At 30.3% G+C, this 24,368-nt stretch carries 24 protein-coding genes; 14 read left to right on the forward strand and 10 right to left on the reverse strand.

Features of this window, described 5'->3' with window-relative positions:
* Positions 1-74: 74 nt before the first annotated feature.
* Entirely contained in the window at positions 75-2,171 is a 2,097-nt protein-coding gene (locus H3Z83_RS01435) for a S9 family peptidase (RefSeq protein WP_182123701.1), read from the reverse strand.
* 138 nt (positions 2,172-2,309) lie between these two features.
* On the opposite strand from H3Z83_RS01435, the gene H3Z83_RS01440 reads away from it, so the two are divergent.
* The 4 genes from H3Z83_RS01440 to H3Z83_RS01455 all read left to right on the forward strand — a co-directional run bounded on the left by H3Z83_RS01440 (position 2,310) and on the right by H3Z83_RS01455 (position 6,427).
* Positions 2,310-2,633, forward strand: a complete 324-nt coding sequence (locus H3Z83_RS01440; protein WP_182123702.1) for a YbaB/EbfC family nucleoid-associated protein — start codon at positions 2,310-2,312, stop codon at positions 2,631-2,633.
* A 5-nt stretch (positions 2,634-2,638) separates the two neighbouring features.
* On the forward strand, positions 2,639-2,932 hold the full coding sequence (locus H3Z83_RS01445; protein WP_246337437.1) for a DUF2752 domain-containing protein: 294 nt from the start codon (positions 2,639-2,641) through the stop codon (positions 2,930-2,932).
* A gap of 6 nt (positions 2,933-2,938) precedes the next feature.
* Positions 2,939-3,268: a CCC motif membrane protein gene (locus tag H3Z83_RS01450; RefSeq protein WP_182123703.1), complete on the forward strand. Its 330-nt coding sequence runs from the start codon at positions 2,939-2,941 to the stop codon at positions 3,266-3,268.
* A 180-nt stretch (positions 3,269-3,448) separates the two neighbouring features.
* Entirely contained in the window at positions 3,449-6,427 is a 2,979-nt protein-coding gene (locus H3Z83_RS01455; protein WP_182123704.1) for a DEAD/DEAH box helicase, read from the forward strand.
* 65 nt (positions 6,428-6,492) lie between these two features.
* On the opposite strand, the gene rocD is transcribed toward H3Z83_RS01455, so the two are convergent.
* The 3 genes from rocD to H3Z83_RS01470 all read right to left on the reverse strand — a co-directional run bounded on the left by rocD (position 6,493) and on the right by H3Z83_RS01470 (position 8,812).
* Positions 6,493-7,737 (reverse strand): ornithine--oxo-acid transaminase, encoded by a 1,245-nt coding sequence (rocD, locus tag H3Z83_RS01460; RefSeq protein WP_182123705.1) that lies wholly within the window; start codon positions 7,735-7,737, stop codon positions 6,493-6,495.
* A gap of 140 nt (positions 7,738-7,877) precedes the next feature.
* The gene (locus H3Z83_RS01465) at positions 7,878-8,261 is read right to left on the reverse strand and encodes a DUF6768 family protein (RefSeq protein ID WP_220455432.1); all 384 of its coding nucleotides are present in this window, start codon (positions 8,259-8,261) and stop codon (positions 7,878-7,880) included.
* A 5-nt stretch (positions 8,262-8,266) separates the two neighbouring features.
* Positions 8,267-8,812, reverse strand: a complete 546-nt coding sequence (locus H3Z83_RS01470) for an RNA polymerase sigma factor (protein ID WP_182123706.1) — start codon at positions 8,810-8,812, stop codon at positions 8,267-8,269.
* A gap of 171 nt (positions 8,813-8,983) precedes the next feature.
* On the opposite strand from H3Z83_RS01470, the gene H3Z83_RS01475 reads away from it, so the two are divergent.
* Complete coding sequence (locus H3Z83_RS01475; RefSeq protein WP_182123707.1) at positions 8,984-9,460, forward strand: lipocalin family protein; 477 nt, start codon at positions 8,984-8,986, stop codon at positions 9,458-9,460.
* Positions 9,461-9,477: 17 nt separating this feature from the next.
* Positions 9,478-10,173, forward strand: a complete 696-nt coding sequence (locus tag H3Z83_RS01480) for an OmpA family protein (protein ID WP_182123708.1) — start codon at positions 9,478-9,480, stop codon at positions 10,171-10,173.
* Positions 10,174-10,243: 70 nt separating this feature from the next.
* On the opposite strand, the gene H3Z83_RS01485 is transcribed toward H3Z83_RS01480, so the two are convergent.
* Positions 10,244-10,540 carry a hypothetical protein gene (locus H3Z83_RS01485; protein ID WP_182123709.1) on the reverse strand — a complete coding sequence of 99 codons (297 nt, stop codon included), beginning with the start codon at positions 10,538-10,540 and terminating at the stop codon, positions 10,244-10,246.
* Between the two features lie 103 nt (positions 10,541-10,643).
* On the opposite strand from H3Z83_RS01485, the gene H3Z83_RS01490 reads away from it, so the two are divergent.
* The 5 genes from H3Z83_RS01490 to H3Z83_RS01510 all read left to right on the forward strand — a co-directional run bounded on the left by H3Z83_RS01490 (position 10,644) and on the right by H3Z83_RS01510 (position 15,603).
* Positions 10,644-11,273, forward strand: coding sequence for an NUDIX hydrolase (locus H3Z83_RS01490; RefSeq protein WP_182123710.1), 630 nt, complete (start codon positions 10,644-10,646; stop codon positions 11,271-11,273).
* 54 nt (positions 11,274-11,327) lie between these two features.
* Positions 11,328-12,158 carry a lysophospholipid acyltransferase family protein gene (locus H3Z83_RS01495; protein WP_182123711.1) on the forward strand — a complete coding sequence of 277 codons (831 nt, stop codon included), beginning with the start codon at positions 11,328-11,330 and terminating at the stop codon, positions 12,156-12,158.
* Positions 12,159-12,172: 14 nt separating this feature from the next.
* Entirely contained in the window at positions 12,173-13,264 is a 1,092-nt protein-coding gene (locus H3Z83_RS01500; protein ID WP_182123712.1) for a M42 family metallopeptidase, read from the forward strand.
* 34 nt (positions 13,265-13,298) lie between these two features.
* On the forward strand, positions 13,299-13,841 hold the full coding sequence (locus H3Z83_RS01505) for an NUDIX hydrolase (RefSeq protein ID WP_182123713.1): 543 nt from the start codon (positions 13,299-13,301) through the stop codon (positions 13,839-13,841).
* A 133-nt stretch (positions 13,842-13,974) separates the two neighbouring features.
* Positions 13,975-15,603, forward strand: coding sequence for a class I SAM-dependent methyltransferase (locus tag H3Z83_RS01510; protein WP_182123714.1), 1,629 nt, complete (start codon positions 13,975-13,977; stop codon positions 15,601-15,603).
* A gap of 46 nt (positions 15,604-15,649) precedes the next feature.
* Here H3Z83_RS01510 and H3Z83_RS01515 read toward each other — a convergent pair whose 3' ends face one another.
* The 4 genes from H3Z83_RS01515 to H3Z83_RS01530 all read right to left on the reverse strand — a co-directional run bounded on the left by H3Z83_RS01515 (position 15,650) and on the right by H3Z83_RS01530 (position 20,474).
* Positions 15,650-18,169, reverse strand: coding sequence for a PIG-L family deacetylase (locus H3Z83_RS01515; protein WP_182123715.1), 2,520 nt, complete (start codon positions 18,167-18,169; stop codon positions 15,650-15,652).
* 84 nt (positions 18,170-18,253) lie between these two features.
* Positions 18,254-18,706, reverse strand: coding sequence for a hypothetical protein (locus tag H3Z83_RS01520; RefSeq protein ID WP_182123716.1), 453 nt, complete (start codon positions 18,704-18,706; stop codon positions 18,254-18,256).
* 25 nt (positions 18,707-18,731) lie between these two features.
* Positions 18,732-18,995, reverse strand: coding sequence for a hypothetical protein (locus H3Z83_RS01525; protein WP_182123717.1), 264 nt, complete (start codon positions 18,993-18,995; stop codon positions 18,732-18,734).
* A gap of 54 nt (positions 18,996-19,049) precedes the next feature.
* Complete coding sequence (locus tag H3Z83_RS01530; protein WP_182123718.1) at positions 19,050-20,474, reverse strand: ATP-dependent DNA helicase; 1,425 nt, start codon at positions 20,472-20,474, stop codon at positions 19,050-19,052.
* A 103-nt stretch (positions 20,475-20,577) separates the two neighbouring features.
* On the opposite strand from H3Z83_RS01530, the gene H3Z83_RS01535 reads away from it, so the two are divergent.
* The 3 genes from H3Z83_RS01535 to H3Z83_RS01545 are packed head-to-tail and all read left to right on the forward strand — an operon-like array spanning position 20,578 to position 22,665.
* The gene (locus tag H3Z83_RS01535; protein ID WP_182123719.1) at positions 20,578-21,312 is read left to right on the forward strand and encodes a hypothetical protein; all 735 of its coding nucleotides are present in this window, start codon (positions 20,578-20,580) and stop codon (positions 21,310-21,312) included.
* Complete coding sequence (locus H3Z83_RS01540; protein ID WP_220455433.1) at positions 21,296-22,117, forward strand: DUF3822 family protein; 822 nt, start codon at positions 21,296-21,298, stop codon at positions 22,115-22,117. The genes H3Z83_RS01535 and H3Z83_RS01540 overlap by 17 nt, the downstream gene beginning before the upstream one ends.
* Complete coding sequence (locus tag H3Z83_RS01545) at positions 22,117-22,665, forward strand: RsmD family RNA methyltransferase (protein WP_182123720.1); 549 nt, start codon at positions 22,117-22,119, stop codon at positions 22,663-22,665. Before H3Z83_RS01540 ends, H3Z83_RS01545 begins: the two co-directional genes overlap by 1 nt.
* A 41-nt stretch (positions 22,666-22,706) precedes the next feature.
* On the opposite strand, the gene H3Z83_RS01550 is transcribed toward H3Z83_RS01545, so the two are convergent.
* Positions 22,707-24,326: an ABC-F family ATP-binding cassette domain-containing protein gene (locus H3Z83_RS01550; RefSeq protein ID WP_182123721.1), complete on the reverse strand. Its 1,620-nt coding sequence runs from the start codon at positions 24,324-24,326 to the stop codon at positions 22,707-22,709.
* Positions 24,327-24,368: the final 42 nt, after the last annotated feature.

The following is a 24,368-nucleotide window of genomic DNA, read 5'->3' on the forward strand; positions in this document are numbered from 1 at the left end:
AAGCATCATTTCAAAAAAGGATTACTACATCAATCTTAAAATGACGTCTCCCTCAATCTAGGGCAAAAATATAATTATTTATCTAACTTGTCTTCTAACATTAATAAGAAAGTATACTCTTCTGCAGTTTCTTTTAAGGCATCAAATCTACCAGAAGCTCCTCCATGACCTGCATCCATGTTTGTATGCAAAAACAATTTATTATTATCTGTTTTTACATCTCTTAATTTTGCAACCCATTTTGCAGGCTCCCAATATTGCACTTGACTATCATGTAAACCTGTTGTAATTAACATATTTGGATATGCTTTCGCTTCAACTTGATCGTAAGGAGAATATGATTTAATATAATCATAATACTCTTTGTCATTCGGATTTCCCCATTCATCATATTCACCAGTAGTTAACGGAATACTATCATCTAACATGGTAGAAATTACATCTACAAATGGTACAGCTGCAATAATTCCGTTATATAATTCAGAGTTCATGTTAATAATTGCTCCCATTAATAATCCTCCTGCTGAACCTCCCATAGCATATAAATGCTCTGGTGAAGTATAATTGTTCTTAATTAGATATTTAGAACAATCAACAAAATCGTTAAAAGTATTTTTCTTGTTCAACATTTTCCCATCTTCGTACCAATCTCGTCCTAAGTATTGACTTCCACGAATATGCGCTAAAGCAAAAATAAATCCACGATCTAACAAACTTAAACGGGTAGTTGAAAATCCGTCGTTTACTGTATATCCATATGATCCATATGCATATTGTAAAATTGGCGTTGAATTATCTACTTTGGTTTCTTTATGACGTACAATAGATAGGGCTACTTTTTTACCATCACGTGTTGGAACCCAAATACGTTCACTTACATAATTCTCTTTATTAAACTTCCCTCCTAAAACTTCTTGTTCCTTTTTAATTTCTTTAGATTGATCTTTCATATTAAAATCAATCACTGAACTTGGAGTAGTCATAGAATTGTATGAATAACGAATTATATCAGTATCAAACTCTGGGTTCGCATATACTCCTGCTGAATATGTTTCTTCATCAAACGGTAAATAATAATCTTCTGAATTATCCCAACGTTTAATTCTAATTTTATTCAACCCTTCATTCCTTTCTTCTAAAACTAAGTAATCTTTAAAAATTGAAAAATCTTCAAATAAAGTATCTTCTCTATGTGGAATTACATCTATCCAATTTTCTTTTGAAGTTTTATTTTCAGGAGTTTTCATCAACTTAAAGTTAGTTGCTCCGTCTTTATTGGTTTTAATATAAAAATGATCTCCATAATGAGCTATATCATATTCCAAATTGCGTTCACGTGGTTGAATCATTCTAAACTCACCTTCAGAATTATCAGCTTCTAATACTTGATATTCTGTAGATACAGTGTTATATGAACCGATTACTATATATTTTTTAGACTTTGTTTTAGTAACAAAAGTTCCGAACGTTTCATCTTTTTCTTCAAAAACTAAAATATCTTCAGAAGCATCGGTACCTAAGATATGTTTGTAAATTTTTGAACTACGCAGAGTCTGCGGGTCTTGTTTTGTATAATAAATTGTTTTGTTATCATTCGCCCAAACAGAACCTCCTGTGGTATTTTCAATTTTATCTGCGTGAACTTTACCGTTTTCTAAATTTTTAATTTGAATCGTGTATTGACGACGACTAACAGTATCTACAGCAAATGTTGTTAATTTATTATTTGGTGAAATTCCTAAACCTCCTAATTGAAAATACTCATATCCTTTCGCCTCATCATTTACGTTAAACATTATTTCCTCTTCAGCACTTAAACTTCCTTTTTTACGGCTATAAATCGGATACTGTTGCCCTTTTTCGAAACGAGTAATATAGAAATACCCATTCTTTTTATAAGGTACAGATTCATCATCTTCCTTAATACGACCTTTCATTTCTTGAAATAATTGCTCTTGAAAATCTTTCGTTTCAGCAGTCATTTCATCATAAAATGTATTTTCGGCATTTAAGTAATCGTATACTTTTTGCGTTTGCTCATCTTTTTCTTTAGCGTTTTTTTGCTTATCGGTTAAACGCATCCAAAAATAATTATCTGTACGTACATCACCGTGTTTCTCTAAAGTAATTGGTTGCTTTTCAGCTACTGGAGCTTTTATATCTTTCTTCATTTCTTACTTTTTGCAGGATGCAAAAATAAGACTAAAAGCCATAGCAAAAAGCATATTCTTTTTCATTTTATTAACCATAACTAAATTCTTTGTGAAAATGCTATTTTTGTTTTCAAATAAACTATAAATAAAAGATAAATGTTTGGAGATATTTCGGGTATGATGGGGAAATTACAAGAAGCCCAACAAAAAGTTGAAGAAACAAAAAAACGTTTAAATACTGTTTTAATTGATGAATCATCAGCTGGTGGAAAAATAAAAATTACAGTAACCGCTAATAGAGAAATTAAAGCTATTAACATAGATGAATCTTTATTAGAAGATAAAGAGGAATTAGAAGACTACTTAATTTTAACTTTAAACAAAGCTTTACAAAGAGCTGGTGAAATTAACGAACAAGAGTTAGCAGTAGCGGCCAAAGCTGGAATGCCAAATATTCCTGGAATGGATATGTTTAAATAACCAGTATGTATATACAATTAGAAGACTATATGTTGCCTTGTTTAAATAAGAAACTCTTTGGAGTTGACTGTTTAGGTTGTGGTATGCAAAGAGCTTTAAATTTACTAATACATCGTGAGTTTATAGCCGCTTTTAAAATGTATCCTGCTATATATACACTGCTTTTATTAGCTCTTATTATCATTATAAATTTCTTTTATAAAATAAAGTTCGCTCAAAAAATAATTTCTATTTTAGCTATAATTAACGTACTTATTATTGTAATAAGTTATGTTATAAAAATGAATCAATTAATTTAAAAAACTATGGAAAAAGAGCAATTACCAAATTCAACAATTATAATTATTTTAGGGGTACTATCTATTTTAGGTTCTTGCTGTTTTGGTGGAGCTCTTGGTTTAATTATGGGAATTACAGCTTTAATTTTAGCTAAAAAGGCAAAAAACACTTATAATGAAACCCCTGAGCTTTACGAAGGATTAAGTAATGTAAACACAGGTAAGATTTTAGCTATTATTGGTATCATTTTGAGCCTTATTATTATTGCTATGGTGATTTTTATTGGAATGTATTTTGGATGGGACGTAATTAGTAATCCAGAGTTATTAAACGAGCGATTAGAAGATATGCAATAATAAATTATTGGATAATACCTGTTTTACATTTATTTACAACTGCTATTTTACTGAAAATTAACCTACTGAATCTTCCGCTTAAAAATCGTTAATAAAAAGGATAAAAAAAATAACTCTTCAATTATTATATCCTCTATTTTAGTCCTCTTTTTATTCAAATTTAGGGGACAAGAATAAATCATGAACAACGAAAAAAACTGGTTGCAATACTATAAAAATAGTTTATCAGATAGTGAAAATTTAGCTATCGATATTTCTAAAATTAAAAACTTATTTTATCAACAATCATCTGATTTAAGCAATGCACTTATTAACACTAAACAAGCTAATGAATTATTAGATGTTGAAGAACGAAGAATAAATCGTTTAAAAGGAATTACTAAAAAAGATAGTAATAAGTGGCATAAAGTAGAAGAAACCAAAATACTAATTGCACCTTTTTATTTAGAATATCAAACAGACAATACTAAGTTTAAACAACGTACTATTCATCCTTTTTGGTTAACAGCTGTTGTAAATCGTTCTGGGCAATTATCTGCTCCGAAAGATTTATTCCCACTTATTGTTCGCAATTACTTAACTCCGATTGCTGATGTTAAAAACGACTTTATTTTTTCATCTATCGACACCATTTTAAACGCGAAAGAATTAGAAACTCCTTTTGCTCAATATGAAGATGAAACCATTTCTTGGGATGTGTATTGGAATTATATAAACGAAATATTTTCTGCAATAACCCATAATAGCATCTATCATTATCGTGCAGAACGATACACTACAAAACATCAATTAACTTATTTTGCAATAAGTTCTAAAATATCTACCGCAAAAAGTATTCTTTTCTTATATGAAAATCTATTAAAAAACGAAGAGGAACTACCTGTGCTTTCTAAAGTTATTAATCCACATACAAGAGAACGAAAAAATGCTATTACTGACAATGGTTTTTTAAGAAATAATCATTTGCATTTAGGGCAGATGTCTAACGAGTTCCCGTTATCTATCAGTCAACGTAAAACTTTACTATCATACTTAACTGCAGAAGAAAATGCAGTAACTGCTGTAAACGGACCACCAGGAACCGGAAAAACAACCTTATTACAAAGTTTAGTAGCTACCGAATTTGTAAAAGCAGCTATTAAAGGAGAAGATGCTCCAGTAATTTTAGCTTGCTCAAACAACAATCAGGCGGTTACCAATATTATTGATAGTTTTATCAATTCTAAAAGTTCTATGGAAGGCTTATCAGAGCGATGGATTCCTGATTTTAACGGATACGCTACTTACCTCCCCTCAAATTCTAAAAACACTAAAAAATTAAAAGACATTAATTTTTTAAAAGGAAATTTATTTGGTCATGAAGGTACTTTATGTGATTTAGAAGATGAAAAATACGTACAAGAGGCAGAATATTATTTTCTAACCAACTACTGTAACTACTTCAATACAGAAACAAATTCTTTAGAAGGTGTTTGTGAAGATTTACAAGAAAAAATTATTGAGATAGAAAATACTTTAATTGATGGAGTAAATTATTCTACCAATTATATTAATTCTATTAATTCTATTAATAAAATCCTTTTAAAAGAAAGTGATTATATTAAAAAAGATGCTTTTAAAATTGGTAATCTAAAAGAGTGGAGAACCATACTTACAAACTTAAAAGCATCCATAAAAAAAATAGATTTTATAGAGCAAGTAAAGAAATATTTTAAAGTTAATTCTCTTACAAATATTGATAATCCAAATTGGATTTTTAAAATTACTGAAGAAGCCATTTCTAACGAAGAAAAAACCGCTTCTTTTATAAAAAAATGTCTTGCTGATTTAAACTTAGCCTTACAATCAAACTTACAATTAAAAAACTGGAAGTTTGAAAATAACATTAAAGGATTCCCTTTCGCATCAGAAGAACAAATGTGGAAGTATGAGTATGAAAAAATAAACTCTAACGACACCACTCAACGCTTCTTTTATGATGAGTTAGATATGGAGCTACGCCACAAAGCTTTTTTACTAGCAACCCACTATTGGGAAGCTCGTTGGCTACTAGCTACCCAAGAAACTATTGAACATAATACCGAAAAAGGAACTGGCGAAAATGCTATAAAAAACAAGTGGAAACGTAGAGCAATGTTAACTCCTTGTTTTGTAGCTACTTTTTATATGGCTCCGAGTCATTTTTTATACAGTCAGTATCAAGGGGAAGATGAAAATGGAAGACCTATTTTCGAATATCTTCCTTTGTATAACTTCTTAGATTTATTAATTATAGATGAAGCTGGTCAGGTAACTCCAGAAGTTAGTATTCCTGTATTTTCCCTAACTCAAAAAGCATTTGTTATTGGAGATTTAAAGCAAATTGAACCTATTTGGTCGATTCCTCCAAAAATTGATGTTGGTAATTTATCCAATCTTAATATGCTTCAAAATGAAAATGATAAAGAGTATCTAAACAAATTAGGTTTTTTAGCCTCTAGTGGAAGCATTATGAAGATGTCTCAAAATGCTTGTGAGTTCGAAACTCCTTTGGCTAAAGAGAAAGAACAAGGATTAGTTTTATTAGAGCACAGAAGATGTAATGATGAAATTATTAACTTTTGTAATGAACTTGCTTATAATGGTATTTTAAAACCAATGAAAGGAAAGGCAAAAGACACACAAGCTTTTCCATCTATGATGGCATATCATATAGAAGGATTTAGCGAGCGTAAGTTTAACAGTCGTTGTAATATAAAAGAAGTAAATGCGATTATATCTTGGCTACAACAAAACAAAGAAACTATCCAAGAAGCTTATAAAGTTGACAATATTGAAAGTGAATTAGGCATTATTACTCCGTTTGCTAGTCAAAAAGGAGAACTATCTAAAGCTTTAACAGATGCTGGTTATAACGTAAACGATATCAAATTAGGTACTGTACACGCTTTACAAGGTGCTGAGCGCAATATTATTCTATTTAGTTCTGTGTATTCTAATGAAGATGAAGGCACTATGTTTTTTGAAAAAGATAACAAACCAAACATGCTTAACGTAGCTGTTTCTAGAGCTAAAGAAAGTTTTATATTATTTGGTGATACACGCATTTTTGATGAAAATAAAAACACGCCATCGGGTGTTTTAAAAAGACACTTAAATGTATATGAAATGGTAAATTAAAACACCTCATAAATAAAAAAGGAGCGATTTTAAATCGCTCCTTTTTTATTAAAAACTTAAACAGTTTATTTCTTAAACTCAGAAATTGTTTTCTTAATAATAGAAATACAATCGCGTAATTGCTCTTCGTTCATTACTAATGGCGGAGCAAAACGAATAATGTTACCATGCGTTGGTTTTGCTAATAATCCGTTATCACGTAACTTGATACAAATATCCCAAGCAGTTGAGCTTTCTTCTGTATCGTTAATTAAAACCGCATTTAACAATCCTTTTCCTCTAACAGATTTTACCAAATCAGTAGTTTCAGCAAACTCTGCTAATTCAGCTCTAAATATTTTACCTAAACGCTCTGCGTTATCAGCTAAGTTTTCTTCTTGTACAACTTCTAATGCTGCAACTGCAACTGCTGCTGCTACAGGGTTACCTCCAAAAGTAGAACCGTGATTTCCTGGCTTAATAACATTCATGATGTTATCGTTTGCTAATACTCCAGAAACTGGATACGCACCTCCACTTAATGCTTTACCTAAGATTAAAATATCTGGTTTTACATTTTCGTGATCTACTGCTAACATTTTACCTGTACGTGCTATTCCTGTTTGAACTTCATCAGCAATAAATAACACATTATGCTTTTCACATAATGCTTTTGCAGCTGCTAAATATCCTTCAGAAGGAACATATACTCCTGCTTCTCCTTGAATTGGTTCTACTAAGAAACCTGCTATATTTTTATCACTCTCTAAAGCTTCTTCTAAAGTTTTTAAGTTATTATATTCAATTTTGATGAAACCGTCTGTGTAAGGACCAAAATTCTTACGAGCTACAGGATCGTTAGAAAAAGAAATAATCGTTGTGGTACGTCCATGAAAGTTATTTTCACAAACCACAATTTGTGCATCATTTTCGTTAATTCCTTTTACTTCGTATGCCCATTTTCTACATAATTTCAAAGCAGTTTCTACTGCTTCTGCACCTGTATTCATAGGTAATAATTTGTCAAAACCAAAAAGCTCTGCTGCAAATTTTTCGTAGTTACCTAATCTGTCGTTATAAAAAGCACGAGAAGTTAAAGTTAATGTTTGCGCTTGGTTTACCATTGCACCAACAATTTTTGGATGACAATGTCCTTGGTTTACTGCTGAATAAGCAGATAAAAAGTCATAATACTTTTTTCCTTCAACATCCCACACATATACTCCTTCACCTTTACTTAATACTACTGGTAATGGATGGTAGTTGTGTGCTCCATACTTGTTTTCTAAATCTATCGCTTGTTGCGAAGTTAATTGGTCTAAAACAGCCATTTTAAAATAATTTTTAATTCATAAAAAACTATTCCTGTTTACCTTTATCCTTTCGAAGAGTCTTCGAAAATTCAGCGTGGGAAAGAAATCATCCCTAAAAAGTGCTGCAATTTACTAAATATTACATGTGTTTTAAAATCTTAATCAGACATTTTTCCTGATAATGAAGAAACCTGTAATTCTAAACGTTTAATTTCTCTAATTAATGCTTTTTTATCCATTTGCATCCATGCAAATATTTTTAACATACTTACACCTAGTAAAAATATTAATGTACCGGTAGACCATTGAATAAACTCTTTAGTTGTTGTCGCTTCAAAAAACTGAACAATACAGTAAATAAATAATCCAAAAAACACTAAAGTCATAATATTCATTAGTACCATTATCCATTTATTTTTTCCTTGAAACAATCCACCAACCATTTGCCAAACATTTTGCTCTTCCAATTCTTGATAAAATTTTACTTCTTCTTCAGTTAATGTTTCTTTTATTAACTTGTCTATCTCTTCTGTTGAATTCATAATATTTACTTTTTTAAAATTGTTTTTAACTTTTCTCTTGCGTGAAAGAGTCTTGATTTGGCAGTACCTATTGATATATTTAATAGTTTACTAATTTCTTTTAACGAATATGATTCTGTATAAAATAATTTAATAACTACTTGTTGTTCTATAGATAATTTTTGAATAGCTTTTAAAAGTTTATTTTTTAATTTCTGCTGTTCATCCTGCTCTTCTTCAAGAATATTTCTTTTATTTTCTTTATAATATTTTTGATACTTACCTTCTACTCTTTTATTAGCCCGTAACCAATCGATTGCTTTTCTGTTAACAATACTAATTGACCAACTTTTAAATCGTTCAGGGTTTTCAAGCGTTGGTAATTTATATAATATCGTTTGCCAACTTTCTTGTGCTATGTCTTTTGCGATATCAGTATCTTTTACATACCAATAAGCCAACTTACAGAATTGCACATGCCATCTTTTAACTAATAAAGAAATTATTTGCTTATTTCCTGATTGAAATTGAAGAACCAATTCTTTATCAGTTATACTATCTAATTTTTTCATAATTGATTACATCACATAGACGTAGAAAAAGTTAAAAGGTTCATTTTTTATCTAAAATAAATCAATTTAAATAAATGTGACTTTATCTAAACATCTTGTGTCATAAACAAAAAGCTATAAACATTTAACCGTTATAGTTTTATTATCTTTATAAAAACTAATCTATAAATTATGAAAAAAACGTTATTCTTTGTTCTTTTTTTAGCTACGATTGTTGCATGTAAGTCTACTTCAACAGTTAATACTAAATTAGATAATAAAACCGAGCGCATGCTAAAAGGTAACTGGACAATTGCTTCAGTAAACTTTCCTGGATCTAATTACTTTAATGTAAATTCTTTTAATATAGAAGACTCTAAATGTTTTGTTGGTAGTAACTGGAGTTTCATTTCAAACAATAACAAAGGAGAAATGAATTTAAATAACCCAAGTACTAATTGTAAAGAATTTAGCTCTCCTATTACTTGGTATGTAAATAAAGATGGAAACTTTGTATTAAAAATAATAAATAACCATAAAGCTAAAGAAGTTAATAATGGTTTTGTTTTAGATGTAAAAAATGTAACCGAAAATAGTTTCGATTTAGTTGATAAAATAAATGTTGCTGGAGACATTAAAAATATTACATACTCATTTCAAAGAAAATAATCATAAAAAAATATATCATGAAAAAAGCAATTATATATAGTCTATCAATTTTATTTTTAACTGCTAGTATTTTTACTTCTTGTAGTTCTGTTAAAAATGCAAACAATACTCAAAAAGGTGCAGTAATTGGTACTACAGCTGGTGCAATTTTAGGAGCAGTAATTGGTAATAATGTAGGAAATGGGAAAAACTCTGAACTTGGTGCTGTTTTAGGTGGTGTTATTGGAGGTGTTGCTGGTGGTGTTATTGGTAACAAAATGGATAAACAAGCTCGTGAAATTAAAGAAGCTGTGCCTGGAGCTGAAGTTGAAAGAGTTGGAGAAGGTATTAAACTTACTTTAGGTGAAAATGCTGTTAGATTTGCAACAAACAAATCAACATTAACATCTACTGCAAAAGCTAATCTTGATAAATTAATTCCTGTTTTTAAAGACTACAGCGACACAAATATTGTTATTTACGGATACACGGATAGTACTGGTAAAGCCGAATACAATCAAACTCTTTCAGAAAAAAGAGCGAATTCTGTTAAAAGCTATTTAGCAAATAAAGGTTTAATCTCTACTCGTTTTGAAACGAAAGGATTAGGAATAAATGACCCTATTGCTTCAAACGAAACTGTTGAAGGAAGAAGTAAAAATAGACGTGTTGAATTTGCCATTGTAGCAAATGATAAAATGATTGAAGACGCTAAAAAAGAAGCTGGTCAATAAACACTTAATAGATTATCTGAAAATTATAATTTCATAAAAAAAGGGACTTAATAAGTCCCTTTTTATTTTTTTAAACCTCAATCGTTTTTTTAGGCTTATTAGAACTACTAAAAACGTGAGTATATAACCACATTAATGTAAACGTTGGTATAATATCTAACCCAGGCATAGCTTCCTCTATAAAAGTAACAGCTGCTGCTATTTTACCTTTATTTCCTTTGTACATTTTTGTCATTAAGTAAGCAGAAGCTGGCGCCCATACAACGTCAAAAAGTTCTCCTAAACCAGGAACAACATAAGACACGTATCCAACAGCATCAAATAATAGACTTAAAGCTAATTTTTGGTATTTATTTTCTGTATTCATTTATATAATATTAATTCTGTTAATTGCAAATCAAAATTCAAGCCAAATTATATGAGTTTTAACTCTGTAAATTAATAAGTTTGCTTAAAAATACTAAAACCAAATGATTTTTTCTGATTTTATAAATCAAATAGAAGAACTACAGAATAAACCTTTAGGAGGATTACCATCTCAATTTAAATTAGCTCCTAAATTAAGAATGCAATTTTCTGAGGAATTAATTCGAAGCAAAAATCCTAAACAAGCTGCAGTTCTGGCTTTATTTTATCCTGACGAAAATAATCAAACTCGTTTTTTACTTACAGAAAGAGCAAGCTATAATGGTACACATTCTGCACAGGTTAGTTTTCCTGGTGGAAAAACAGATAAAACTGATCAGAATATAGAAGCAACAGCTCTTAGAGAAACTTTTGAGGAGGTTGGAATTCTATCTGAAGACATTAAAATTATTCGTCAGATTTCGGATTCTTATATTCCTCCTAGTAATTTTTTAGTAGCTCCTTTTATTGGCGTAACGAATAAGAAACCAGATTTTAAACCAAACGAGGAAGTTGCAAATATTATTGAAGTTTTGATAAGTGACTTATTAAATGAAAATAGTTTAACCTCTGTAGAAATGGAAACTTCTTATATGAAAAATATCGATGTACCATGCTTTAAACTAAATAATTACATCGTGTGGGGAGCAACAGCAATGATGCTTTCAGAAATTAAAGACTTATTAAAGTCTTAATATTTTCTATATCTTTCGTAATTTAGCCTTTCCACTAATAAAAACACCAAGTAAATGCCTTTATTTAAAAGGAATCCTTTCGGACATATTTTATTCGTAAAACGTTTTCTTATTCAAGTTTTAGGAATTATTTCTCACGGTCGTTATCGTAAGTTTAATGACCTTCAAATAGAAGGAATGGAAGTTTTACGTAACCTACCTAACGAAAATGTACTATTCATATCTAACCACCAAACATATTTTGCTGATGTAGCTTCTATGTTTCATGTATTTAACGCCGCCTTAAAAGGACGTGATGATAATATTAGAAACGTTGGTTATTTATGGAACCCTAAGCTTAACTTATACTATGTTGCTGCAGGCGAAACCATGAGAGCTGGTTTATTACCAAAAATATTTGCCTATGTAGGTTCAGTTTCTGTAGAAAGAACTTGGAGAAGCTCGGGTAAAGATGTAAAAAGACAAGTAAAAATGTCTGACATCTCTAATATTGGTAAAGCTTTAGATGATGGTTGGGTAATTACTTTTCCGCAAGGAACCACTACTCCATTTAAACCTATTCGAAGAGGAACTGCGCATATTATAAAAACCTTTAAACCCATTGTTGTGCCTATCGTTATTGATGGCTTTAGACGTTCTTTTGACAAGAAAGGATTGATGATAAAAAAACGTAATGTATTACAATCTATGGTGATAAAAGAGCCTTTAGAGATAGATTATGAAAATGAAGATGTAGCTAGCATCGTTGAAAAAATTGAGTATGCTATAGAACAACATCCTTCATTTTTAAAAGTACTAACTCCAGAACAAATTAAAGAAGAACAAGAATATCGTGAAAAGCGACGTTTTTGGGGACCAGAATCTAAAACAGACGAAGAAGAATAATTAATAAAAATATTATGGCTAAAAATAAATCAATCTTAAACCAAAAGTCAATTGACTTTTTAGAGAAATATTTAAATAACGCTGCTCCTACTGGATACGAATGGGAAGGGCAAAAAATTTGGATGGACTATTTAAAACCATATGTTGATGAATTTATTACCGACACCTATGGCTCTGCAGTTGGGGTTATCAATCCAGATGCGAAATACAAAGTCGTTATCGAAGGGCATGCTGATGAAATTTCTTGGTATGTAAATTATATTTCAGATAACGGATTAATCTATGTAATCCGTAATGGAGGTAGTGATCATCAAATCGCACCTAGTAAAATTGTAAATATCCATACTAAAAATGGTATTGTAAAAGGGGTTTTTGGTTGGCCAGCAATTCATACTCGTAACAAAGCTAAAGAGGAAGCTCCTAAACCTGATAATATTTTTATTGATACAGGTTGTGCTACTAAAGAAGAAGTGGAAAAATTAGGAATTCATGTAGGTTGTGTAATTACATACCCAGACGAGTTTCATATTTTAAACGGAGATAAATTTGTATGTCGTGCGTTAGATAATCGTATGGGTGGATTCATGATTGCCGAAGTAGCTCGTTTATTAAAAGAAAATGGTAAAAAATTGCCTTTCGGTTTATACGTAACAAACTCTGTACAAGAAGAAATTGGTTTACGAGGTGCTGAAATGATTACGCAAACCATAAAACCTAATGTAGCTATTGTTACCGATGTAACTCATGATACTACCACTCCAATGATCGACAAGAAAAAAGAAGGTCATTTAGAAATGGGTAAAGGCCCTGTAGTAGCTTACGCTCCTGCTGTACAACAAAAATTACGTGATTTAATTACAGAAACTGCCGAAGAAAAGAAAATACCTTTCCAACGTTCTGCTTTATCTAGAGCTACTGGAACAGATACTGATGCTTTTGCTTATAGCAACGGTGGTGTTGCTTCTGCATTAATTTCTTTACCTTTACGTTATATGCACACCACTGTAGAGATGGTTCATAGAGAAGATGTTGAAAACGTAATTAAAATGATTTACGAGAGTTTATTAAAAATAGAAGACGGAGAAGATTTCTCTTATTTTAAATAATACAAATCCCGCCTTGTGCGGGATTCTTTTTTATATGGATGAAGTAATAGATATTCTAGACGACAACGGAAATTACACAGGTAAAACCTGTTTAAAATCAGAAGCTCATAAGTATGGTCGCTTTCATCCTACTGTACATATTTGGCTATATACTTCTGATAAAAAAATACTACTCCAAAAACGTGCTGCCACAAAAAAAGTATTTCCTGGTTTGTGGGATATTTCTGTTGCTGGACATGTAGCAGCTGGTGAAAAAATAGAAACTGCTGCCATAAGAGAGATTAAAGAAGAAATTAATTTTGATATTACTCCAGATCAGCTTCATAAAATTGGAACAAGAAAACATCAAGTAAACCATGCTAACGGAATTATAGACAATGAATTCCATCATGTTTATATTGCTCAATTAACAGTTTCCGTTAAAGAATTGACCGTCCAAAAAGAAGAAGTTGATTCTCTTAAACTATTCGAATTGGAAATACTTGAAAACACCAAAGATCTTGAAAACATATTACTACCGAGGTTTCATGATTATTATTGTTTTGTTTATAATGAGATATCTAAACTATTAAACTAAATATTTTAACTCTATTCTTCCAAACTAGTTTTTCTTCATTTTTAAAAATCAACTACCTCAGGTAATTAAAACCTTGGTTATCGCCCTGCGATTAAAAATCAATTAGTTATCTTTATTGAATAACTACCAAGAGATGCTATCAAAACAAGAAAAATCTATACTTAGAAGTAAGTTGTTTAGACACTTAGATGGTATAGTTACCTGTCCTGCTGCTCATGTTTTACATGAAAAAGGAATCACTAACTATTTATTAGAGAATAAATCTGTTAGTTTAACTGACCTTTCTAGTCTATTTAAAGCCAACGATGGTTATTTAAATGTTGCCTTAAGAACTTTATGTTCACAAGGATGGCTGATTCAGCATGTTGATAATAGTAATAACTCTGTTCGTTTTAAAATCAATGAAAATTCTACTGTAGCATTTTCTTATTTTCATTTATATAAAGAAGCTTTCTTACTACTTAAATTTACAGAAGCATATAGTATCAGAAAGTTTGAATCCGAACCTTTTTTAAAGCTTGAAAAGCTATATCATAACTTTAAAAACAAATTTGGCTTATCGGTTCCTTCAAACCCCAAAGAAAAAGAAATTTTAGAGCAAATTTTAATACATATTGAAGGAATTATTGTAGGACCTACCATTGTTTTATTAGGTATGAGTGGGATGTTTCATAAATATTTTATGCAAACAAAATTTTCTGCTGATGAATTTCATAAAGATTCAGAAAATTTTAGTCGTTTACTAAATATTCTTACCGATTTAAACTGGTTTGTTAAAACCAATGAATCCTATGAATTTACCGATAAAGGACTCTTTTTCGCCAGAAGAGCTAGTGCTTATGGTGTAACCGTTTCTTATATTCCTACACTTAGAAAGTTAGATAAACTTATTTTTGGAGATCCAACAATGTTTGATACTGCTAGCATTCATAACGAAGAAATTCATGTGGATAGAGAAATGAATGTTTGGGGAAGCGGAGGTGCACATGCAGCCTATTTTAGAGTAATTGATGAAATTATTATCAACTTATTTAATAAACCTATTGACGAGCAGCCTAAAGGAATTTTAGATGTAGGTTGTGGTAACGGTGCCTTTTTAAAGCATTTATTTAATGTAATTGAAAACCAAACCAATCGCGGAAAGGTTTTAGAAGACTATCCGTTATTACTTATTGGAGTAGATTATAACGAATCTGCGTTAAAAATTACTAGAAAAAACTTAGTACAAGCTGATATTTGGGCTAAGGTTATCTGGGGAGATATTGGAAATCCAGAAGCAATGTCTAACGACTTACATCAAAAATATGGAATTAACTTATCTGATTTATTAAACGTTCGTACGTTTTTAGATCATAATAGAATCTGGCAGAAACCAAAAAATCATACAAATATTAAAGTTACTTCGTCTACTGGAGCTTATGCATATAAAGGAAAACGTTTGAACAATAATTTAGTTATCGAATCTTTAAAACAACACTTTAATAAATGGACCCCTTACATTAGTAAGTTTGGGTTGTTATTAATAGAGTTACATACTTCAATACCTGAATTAGTAGCAAAAAATCTAGGAAAAACAGCTGCAACTGCTTACGATGCTACTCATGGATATTCTGATCAATATATTATTGAGCTAGATGAATACATGAAAACCATGGGAGAAATTGGTTTAGTTTCAGATAAAAATACGTTTAAAAAATTTCCAAATTCAGAATTAGCAACTGTTTCTGTAAATCTTTTTAAGCCTAAAAATAAAACTCAGTAAACAAATTGTTTACTGAGTTTTATTTCCTTTCAAAAGTTTAGTTATACTAAAGCTTCACTTTCTTCTTTTTAACTTCTTTTTCTTTGCCTACAGATAACATATTTGCGAACAATTTATATGCTCCAGAAACTCCAGCTGGTAATTCTCTAAAAAAACTTAATCCGGTGTACATATAATTTCCTTTTCCGTATTTAGCGATTAGTAAACTTCCGTCTTTAGCAGATTCACCTTTATCACTCATAGATAAAACTGGAGTGTATTCACTACTCCATTTATTTGGAAAATACAATCCACGTTCTTGAACCCATCCATTAAAATCGCTATTTGAAACTTTGTTTGGGTAGTTTAATATCGAATGATTCTTTGCTAACATCGTAACTTTAGCATTTTCATCAGTTACTCTATCTCTAGACAATTGTAATTCGTAAGGAGCCTTTACATCAACTCTTCTACTAGTATTATATTGTACAATCATATTACCTCCATTCTTTACATACTCTAACAAATACTTTTGTTTAAATTGTAATTCTGGTAATGTATTATATGCTCTTATTCCAACAACAACAGCATCAAAATCCTTTAAATTTTCTTCATTAATATTTTTAGGGTCAATCTCAATAACATTATATCCAATTTGACGTAAACTTTCTGAAACAGCATCTCCAGAACCTTGAATATAACCAATCGTTTTTCCTATTTTCTCAATATCTAAGCGAACAACTTTTGCTTGTGATGGCAATAAAACTGATTGCTTCGGAATATGATTGTAATTAATTTCAACTAACTCTTTATCATATTGCTTATTATCAACAGTTGCTATAGCTTTTAAAACGCCTTCCGATTGATTTTCTGATGGAGTTACTGTAAAGTCAACTATTTGAACATCATTTTTCTGCTCAATAGAAAATTCAGCATTATTAGGAGAAACCTCCCAACCATTAGGCACTTTTAATGAAACCGTTCCTGAAACATTTTTAGCTCCAGATCGCACTTCTAATGATACTTGTTGAGAAGCATTATCAGAAAATATAATCACCTTACTCTTTAGTTTTGTAGTTACTTTAGGTAAGATTTCGAAAGGCTCATAAATTTCTCCTTTATCTCTTTTAGAATAACGACGAACTACAGGAATTGTAAATGATATTGGTTTATTTTCAATCATCAAATTATATTCAACTTGAATAGGTCTTACCGATTCTGGGTTACCAATAATTGTTTTATCATCTACTTTATACATTCCTAAATCCCAAGGTTTGGTCAACCAATAAGGAGAAGAATATTCCATATTCCCTACAGTAATATTCTCTTTAAAATTTTGTTTTGAATTAGGTGCTAAATCTAAATTCTTAGAAATCAATTTACCGTTAGAGTTAAACTTTATAGATGTTAACTCCATTGAAATATTACTTCTATTTAATACTTCAAAATTTACATCGATAATAGAATTAGGTGTGGTACTTGAAGAATTCGCAGAAGCTTCTATATACAATCCTGCACAAGCTTTAATAATTTCTTTAAGCTCTTTAATTTTTATATTTCTCCAGTGCTTATCTTCTATCTTTTCAATTAAACCATAAGCTTTCATTAAAGTAGGTAAATGTTTAGACGGATTTACAAAATCGAAATTCTTTTCTACTTCATATAAAATATCTCCGATTTCACCACCTCCTTTTACACGATTCCAAGTAGTATTAATACCTGAAAAAATATCTTTCTTATCTTTTGGAAAATCTCCTTTTAAAAACTCTACCCATTCTGTCTGATTTCCACGAGTAGTTAATCGACCAAACCCTTGACATAAATGTTGGCTACTTGCAATAGAAGCTAATTCGTTATTAGACAATCCTTTTAATGGATAATAAGTGCCAATATCAAAACTCAACATCTTGCTTTTATCAGCTTTTGCAAACTTATCTCTACTACCGTAAAACCACCATGAAGTATTAAAAAATAATCTGTTTGGTTGCCAAGTACTTATATTTTTTAATTGAGATGGATATTTAGTTTTGTCATTTGCTAAATCAAAAGCCTCTACACTCAACATTGCTGAAGAAGTATGATGTCCATGCGTAGTACCTGGAGTTCTATGGTTAAAACGATTGATAATTACATCGGGTTTAAACGTACGAATTGCCCAAACAACATCGGCCAATACTTTATCTTTATCCCAAATTTTTAAGGTTTCATCTGGATGCTTTGAATACCCAAAATCATTGGCTCTAGAAAAACGCTGCACACCACCATCTACGCTACGCGCTGCTAATAATTCTTGCGTACGGATTACACCTAACAACTCACGGATTTCTGGTCCAATTAAGTTTTGACCACCATCACCACGAGTTAATGATAAATACCCTGTTCTTGCTTTTTCATGATTTGATAAATAAGCGATTAAACGAGTATTTTCATCATCAGGATGTGCTGCGATATACAAAGCGGAACCCAAAAAATTAAGCTTTTGTACTTTTTCGTAAATCTGATTAGAAGTTAATTTTTGAGGTTTTTGTGCAATTATTGATACAGAAATCAATAAAAAAGAAAAGCAAAAAAGCGTCTTTTTGTACATTTTGAGTGTTTTGATTGGTAAACAAATGTACTTTTTTTAGAGTTGCCTTTTTTTAAATTAACAAAACGCTAACATTTACTGTTACTAATTAATATTTTTGAGAACTAAAAATAAAATCCCTGCACTAAAAATCACCATTAGCAATAAACCAAGTATAGGTAAAATAGTCTTATTTATATTATTAATTGTAACCTTATTAGGGTTCTCATTTTTAGTTACATATACCTCTATTTCGTCTCCTAATTTTGGTAAAAACTTAAAATCTATTTTTTTATATTTAAAATGGATATCTGTTTCTGATTTCTCATACGCATCATTTTCTAAAACAAACCTAAAAGTAATTCTTAACTGCTCTTTAAGAAATAAATAACTAAATCTTGCAGGTGGTGTTTTTACCCATAATAAGTCTACTACTTTAGCCTTCATTTTATAACCTTTTTTATAATTATAAATACTTAAAACTCCTTTAACTATTTTATAAATAAAAAAAGTGGATAATGCTCCTAAAAGAAAAACAAAAATGTATAAATCGTTCAAAACTTAATTTTAATATTATTATTTATTAACTTTCTGGAGGAAAAGGATACTGATCTAATGGTAACCAACTGTCTCCTTTCATTGCTAAATATTTCTGTAAAGAGCCAAGTTTATAAGCAAACTTATAAATTAATTCAGCAGGTGTATCTTTAAAATCCATCGTAACAAATGGAGTTCCATCCATTATCTCTGTTTCAATAAATTCAATTTTAGTTAAATTCTCATTGTTGAATTTATAAATTAGTTGTTTTACAGCAGTTGGTGCGTAAACAATTTCTTTTAAAATCATAATTAATATTTTAAGTTATCAATTAATACTATTTTAACATTAGGAAACATGGTACTATTCTAAAAAACAATCATCCTTAAAACCTATTAAATATAATTTTTCTTGCGCACGGGTAACTGCAGTATATAACCAACGTAAATATTCTATAGAAGGTCCATCTGGTAAATAAGGTTGCTCAATAAATACTGTTTGCCATTGTCCTCCTTGAGATTTATGACAGGTCATTGCGTAAGAGAACTTTACTTGCAAAGCATTAAAGTATTTATTTTTCTTTACGCCCATAAACTGTTTATACTTCGTTTCATTAGCAAAATCTTCTTTTACAGTTTCATATAATTTATTAGACTCTTCATAGGTTAAAGAAGGACTTTCACTTGAGAGTGTGTCTAATAATAAAACGGTTTCAAAAGGTTTCATATCTGGGTAATCAATCATCCTCACTTCTACTTCGGCAAATTTGAATCCGTATAAATCTTTAATATTATTTATGCGCATCACTTCACAAATATCACCATTTGCTATAAAGCCTGCTGACGAAGAATCCTTTAACCAGTAATAATTGTTTTTTACCACCATTACATAATCACCCGTAGAAATTTCATTCTCTTGACCACGAATCTTAGTTCTAATTTGCTGATTATATTGATTCGCTCTTTTATTAGAACGAACAATTATAGCAGTATCCTCTACACCTATTTCACCGTCGTAAGCTGTTGTAATTGCATCTTGAATATCATAACCATCTTCTAGTCTTATAATATCAGGAAAACTAACATCAAACTTAAAATGTGTGGCATCATTCTGAATCAATAAACGTAAATCAGTTGCATTAGCTAAGATTCCTGAATTTTGTTGCTGACGTACAACTTCATCTAGCTCTATTTCTGTTACTTCTTTATTAAAATCAAAAGAAAGTTTATCTGCTTCTAAAGCAGGGCTCATCGTTAATTTAACAGGTGGTAACTGTGCTGTATCTCCAATAAAAACAATTTTACAATTCTTACCAGAATATACATAAGAGATTAAATCATCTAATAAAGAACCATTTTCAAACAACTTTGCATTTTGCTTCTCGTCAGAAATCATAGAAGCCTCATCAACAATAAACAGTGTATTTGAGTGCTTATTTGGTTGCATTACAAAGTTTACTGCTCCACTACTTTGCTTTTTAGGAAAGTAAATTTTTTTATGAATGGTAAATGCTTGTCTGTTTGAATATCCTGAAATAACTTTAGCTGCACGTCCTGTAGGCGCTAATAAAACAGCTTTTTTTCCTGCTTTCCATAAATTATGCACTACAGTACTTACTATCGTTGTTTTACCAGTACCTGCATACCCTTTTAATAAAAATAATGCACGATTATTGTCATCGAAAATAAAATGAGTTAACGAATCTAATAACTCATTTTGCTTTTGTGTAGGGTCGTAAGGAAACTTTTGTAATATTTCTTTATAAAATTGGGGTGCAGAATCTATCATATTTCAAATAATGCTCAAAGATATATCTATTTATAGATATTTGTTTTTATCATTCAAAAAAAATTGTAGATTTGCGAATATCATATATTAAAAATATAAAAAAATGAATTTATTATTAATGATTTTAGCAGCAGTTGTTGTTGCTATTCTTTTAGCAGTACTAATTGTTAAATTTGTACCATTAAAAATGAGATGGTTAATTTCTATTTTATTATTAGCTGCCACAGTATTTTTAGGTTATAAAATTTGGGGCGGTATTATGGAACCAATCAATTTTGATAAAGACAAAAAAGTACGTTATGCTAAGGTTATTAAGAATTTAAAATTAATTCGTGATGCTGAAGTAAAATACAAAGATGTACACGGAACATATACAAATAGTAAAGATTCTTTATTAAACTTTATTAAAACTGGTAAATTAGCTTTAACTGAAACTACAAACGTTGAAGAAAAAGTCGATAGAGGTGGTGGAATTTTTGTTACAATTTCTAAAAGACAAGTAGACACTATTGGTTATGAACCAGTAATGAAATACTTTGAAGGAAAAGATTTCGAAAACATGTTTAACGTACCTGGTACAGATAAGCAATTTGAATTAGCTACTAGTAAAGTAGAAAAAGTAGCTGGATTATTAGTTCCTGTTTTTGAAGCTAAAGTTGAAAAAACTCCTATTTTAAAAGGAATGAACAACTCTTTAGTAAAACAAGAATTAGAAGCAATTGAAACTGATCAGATTAAAGGTCAATTTGTTTCTGTAGGTTCTTTAACAGAAGTAACTACTGGTGGTAACTGGCCTCCATATTACGATAAAGGTCAAACAGTTGCAAAAGAAGACTAATAAAACTAGCGCTTTTGCGCAGCATAAAAATCTATCCATCCAATTTAGTTTGGATGGATTTTCTTTTTGTATTTCTAATTCAGAGACAAACGAAAGAGTATTATTCACAAAGTATTCTTTTGATAAATCTGTAAACTCACCTGAGTTATTACTAGAAAAAATAATTCATATTTTTGCTATTGATAAAGATTTACAACAAGATTTTACTTCTGTTTCAGCTGTACATCAAAATAACTTATCTACGTTAGTACCTGATGAATATTTTGATCGTAATAACTTAGCTCCCTATTTAAAATATTCGGTTAAAACTTTAGCTACCGATTTTATTACCTACGATTCTTTAGCAAATATAAATACTCATACAGTTTACATTCCATATGTAAACATCAACAATTATTTGTTTCAAAACTTTGGAGAGTTTGAATATAAACACCATTCAACTATTTTAATTGATAAAGTTTTAGAGTATTCAAAAGAAAATACTGAACGTCAGTTCTTTGTGCATGTTTTAGAAAATCAACTAGATATTGTTGTTTGTAAAAATGAACAATTAATATTTCACAATTCATTCTCTTTTACCACAAAAGAAGACTTTATTTATTATATTCTTTTTACTGCTGAACAGCTCCAAATGGATCCTAATGAATTTTATTTAACTTTTATTGGCGCTATTGAAAAGGAATCGGAATTATATGATATTACTTTTAACTATGTTAGAAATATTGATTTCATAAAAACTAAATCAAACTTCTTTACCAACAGTGAAGATTTTTCTAACCATTCTAATTTTATCTTAGCATCCTAATGAGAATTATTTCTGGAAAACATAAGAGTAAACGAATTTCTGCTCCTAAAAAATTACCTGTTCGTCCAACAACAGATATGGCGAAAGAATCGTTATTTAATATTATAAATAACTTGTATTATTTCGAAAACATTGCTGTTTTAGATTTATTTGCTGGTACCGGAAACATTAGTTATGAATTTGCATCTCGTGGTACAAAAACAATTCATGCTGTAGATGGACATTTTGGATGCGTGAAATTCATCAACCAAACCTCTGATGAGCTTGATTTAGATATTAACGCATATAAAAGTGACGTATATAAGTTTTTAGAAAAAACAATGCTTAAAAGCGATATCATTTTTGCTGATCCACCTTATGATTTCGAAGAGGAACAGTTTTTAAAAATTGCTGACCTTATTTTTGAAAGAGAACTTTTAAACGAAGACGGTATTTTAATAATCGAACATTCCAAACACACCGATTTAACGCAACATCCTAAGCATAGTTACGATAAACGCTACGGTGGTAATGTGTTTAGTTTTTTTGAAATAGAAAACGAAGAATAAATAAAAAAAGGAAGCTAATTAGCTTCCTTTTTTTATTTATATTATGAGTACATTTTTTGTCGCAACTCTTTTATTTTAGGATCATTTAAGTAATCATCAAAAGTTGAATATTTATCAATTACTCCTTTTGGTGTAATCTCTATAATTCTATTCGCAACCGTTTGTGCAAACTCGTGATCATGTGTTGAGAATAACACAGTACCTTTAAAATTAATTAACGAGTTGTTTAATGCCTGAATCGATTCTAAATCTAAGTGATTTGTTGGCTCATCTAATAACACAATATTAGCACGAGTCATCATCATACGAGATAACATACAACGAACCTTCTCTCCTCCAGATAACACATTACTTTTCTTTAATGCTTCTTCTCCTGAGAAAATCATCTTTCCTAAGAAACCTCTTAAAAATACTTCTTCACGCTCCTCTTCAGTTTGCGCGTATTGACGTAACCAATCTACTAAATTTAAGTCTCCATTTTGAAAAAATGAAGAGTTGTCTGCTGGCAAATATGATTGTGTTGTAGTTACACCCCAAGAATATTTTCCTGAATCTGCTTCTGTATTTCCTGTTATTACTTGATAAAACTCAGATACTGCTTTAGAGCTTTTAGAAATAATAGCAACTTTATCTCCTCTGTTTAAATTAATATCAACATTCGCAAATAATGCTTCTCCTTCGAAAGACTTAGATAAACCTTCTACATTTAAAATTTGATCTCCTGCTTCTCTATCTCTTTCAAAAATAATGGCTGGATATCTACGTGATGAAGGCTTAATTTCATCAACATTTAATTTCTCAATCATTTTTTTACGAGAAGTCGCTTGCTTAGACTTTGCTACGTTGGCAGAAAAACGACGGATAAACTCTTCTAATTCTTTCTTTTTATCTTCTGCTTTTTTGTTTTGTTGTGCTCTTTGTTTAGCAGCTAACTGAGAAGATTCGTACCAGAATGTATAGTTTCCTGAAAAGTGATTAATCTTTCCAAAATCGATATCAGAAATGTGCGTACAAACTGCATCTAAGAAGTGACGGTCATGCGATACAACAATTACTGTATTATCATAATTCGCTAAGAAATTTTCTAACCAAGCAATAGTTTCAAAATCCAAGTCGTTCGTAGGCTCATCCATGATTAACACATCAGGATTACCAAATAAACACTGTGCTAATAATACACGTACTTTTTTCTTAGAATCTAAATCTGCTAATAAAGTATAATGGTCTTCTTCTTTAATTCCTAAGTTAGACAACATGGTCGCTGCAGATGAATCGGCGTTCCAACCATCCATTTCTTCGAAACGGACTTGTAACTCCCCTATTTTCTCTGCATTTTCATCAGTATAATCAGCATATAAAGCATCAATTTCTGATTTAATCTTATGTAGTTCTTTATTACCCATTAATACAGCCTCTAAAGCAGTGTACTCATCAAAAGCGTAATGATCTTGGGTTAAAACAGACATTCTCTTTCCTGGCTCTAAATGAACTTGACCAGAAGTTGGGTCTTGCACACCAGATAAAATCTTTAAAAAAGTAGATTTTCCTGCTCCGTTTGCTCCGATAATACCGTAGCAATTTCCTTGTGTAAACTTCGTGTTTACTTCATCAAACAAAACACGCTTACCAAACTGAACTGATAAATTAGAAACTGATAACATTTATAATTTTTTAAATTTCGTGCAAAAGTATAAAATATACTG

The sequence above is a fragment of the Tenacibaculum pelagium genome (assembly GCF_014062345.1).
Classification (GTDB): Bacteria; Bacteroidota; Bacteroidia; order Flavobacteriales; family Flavobacteriaceae; genus Polaribacter; species Polaribacter pelagius.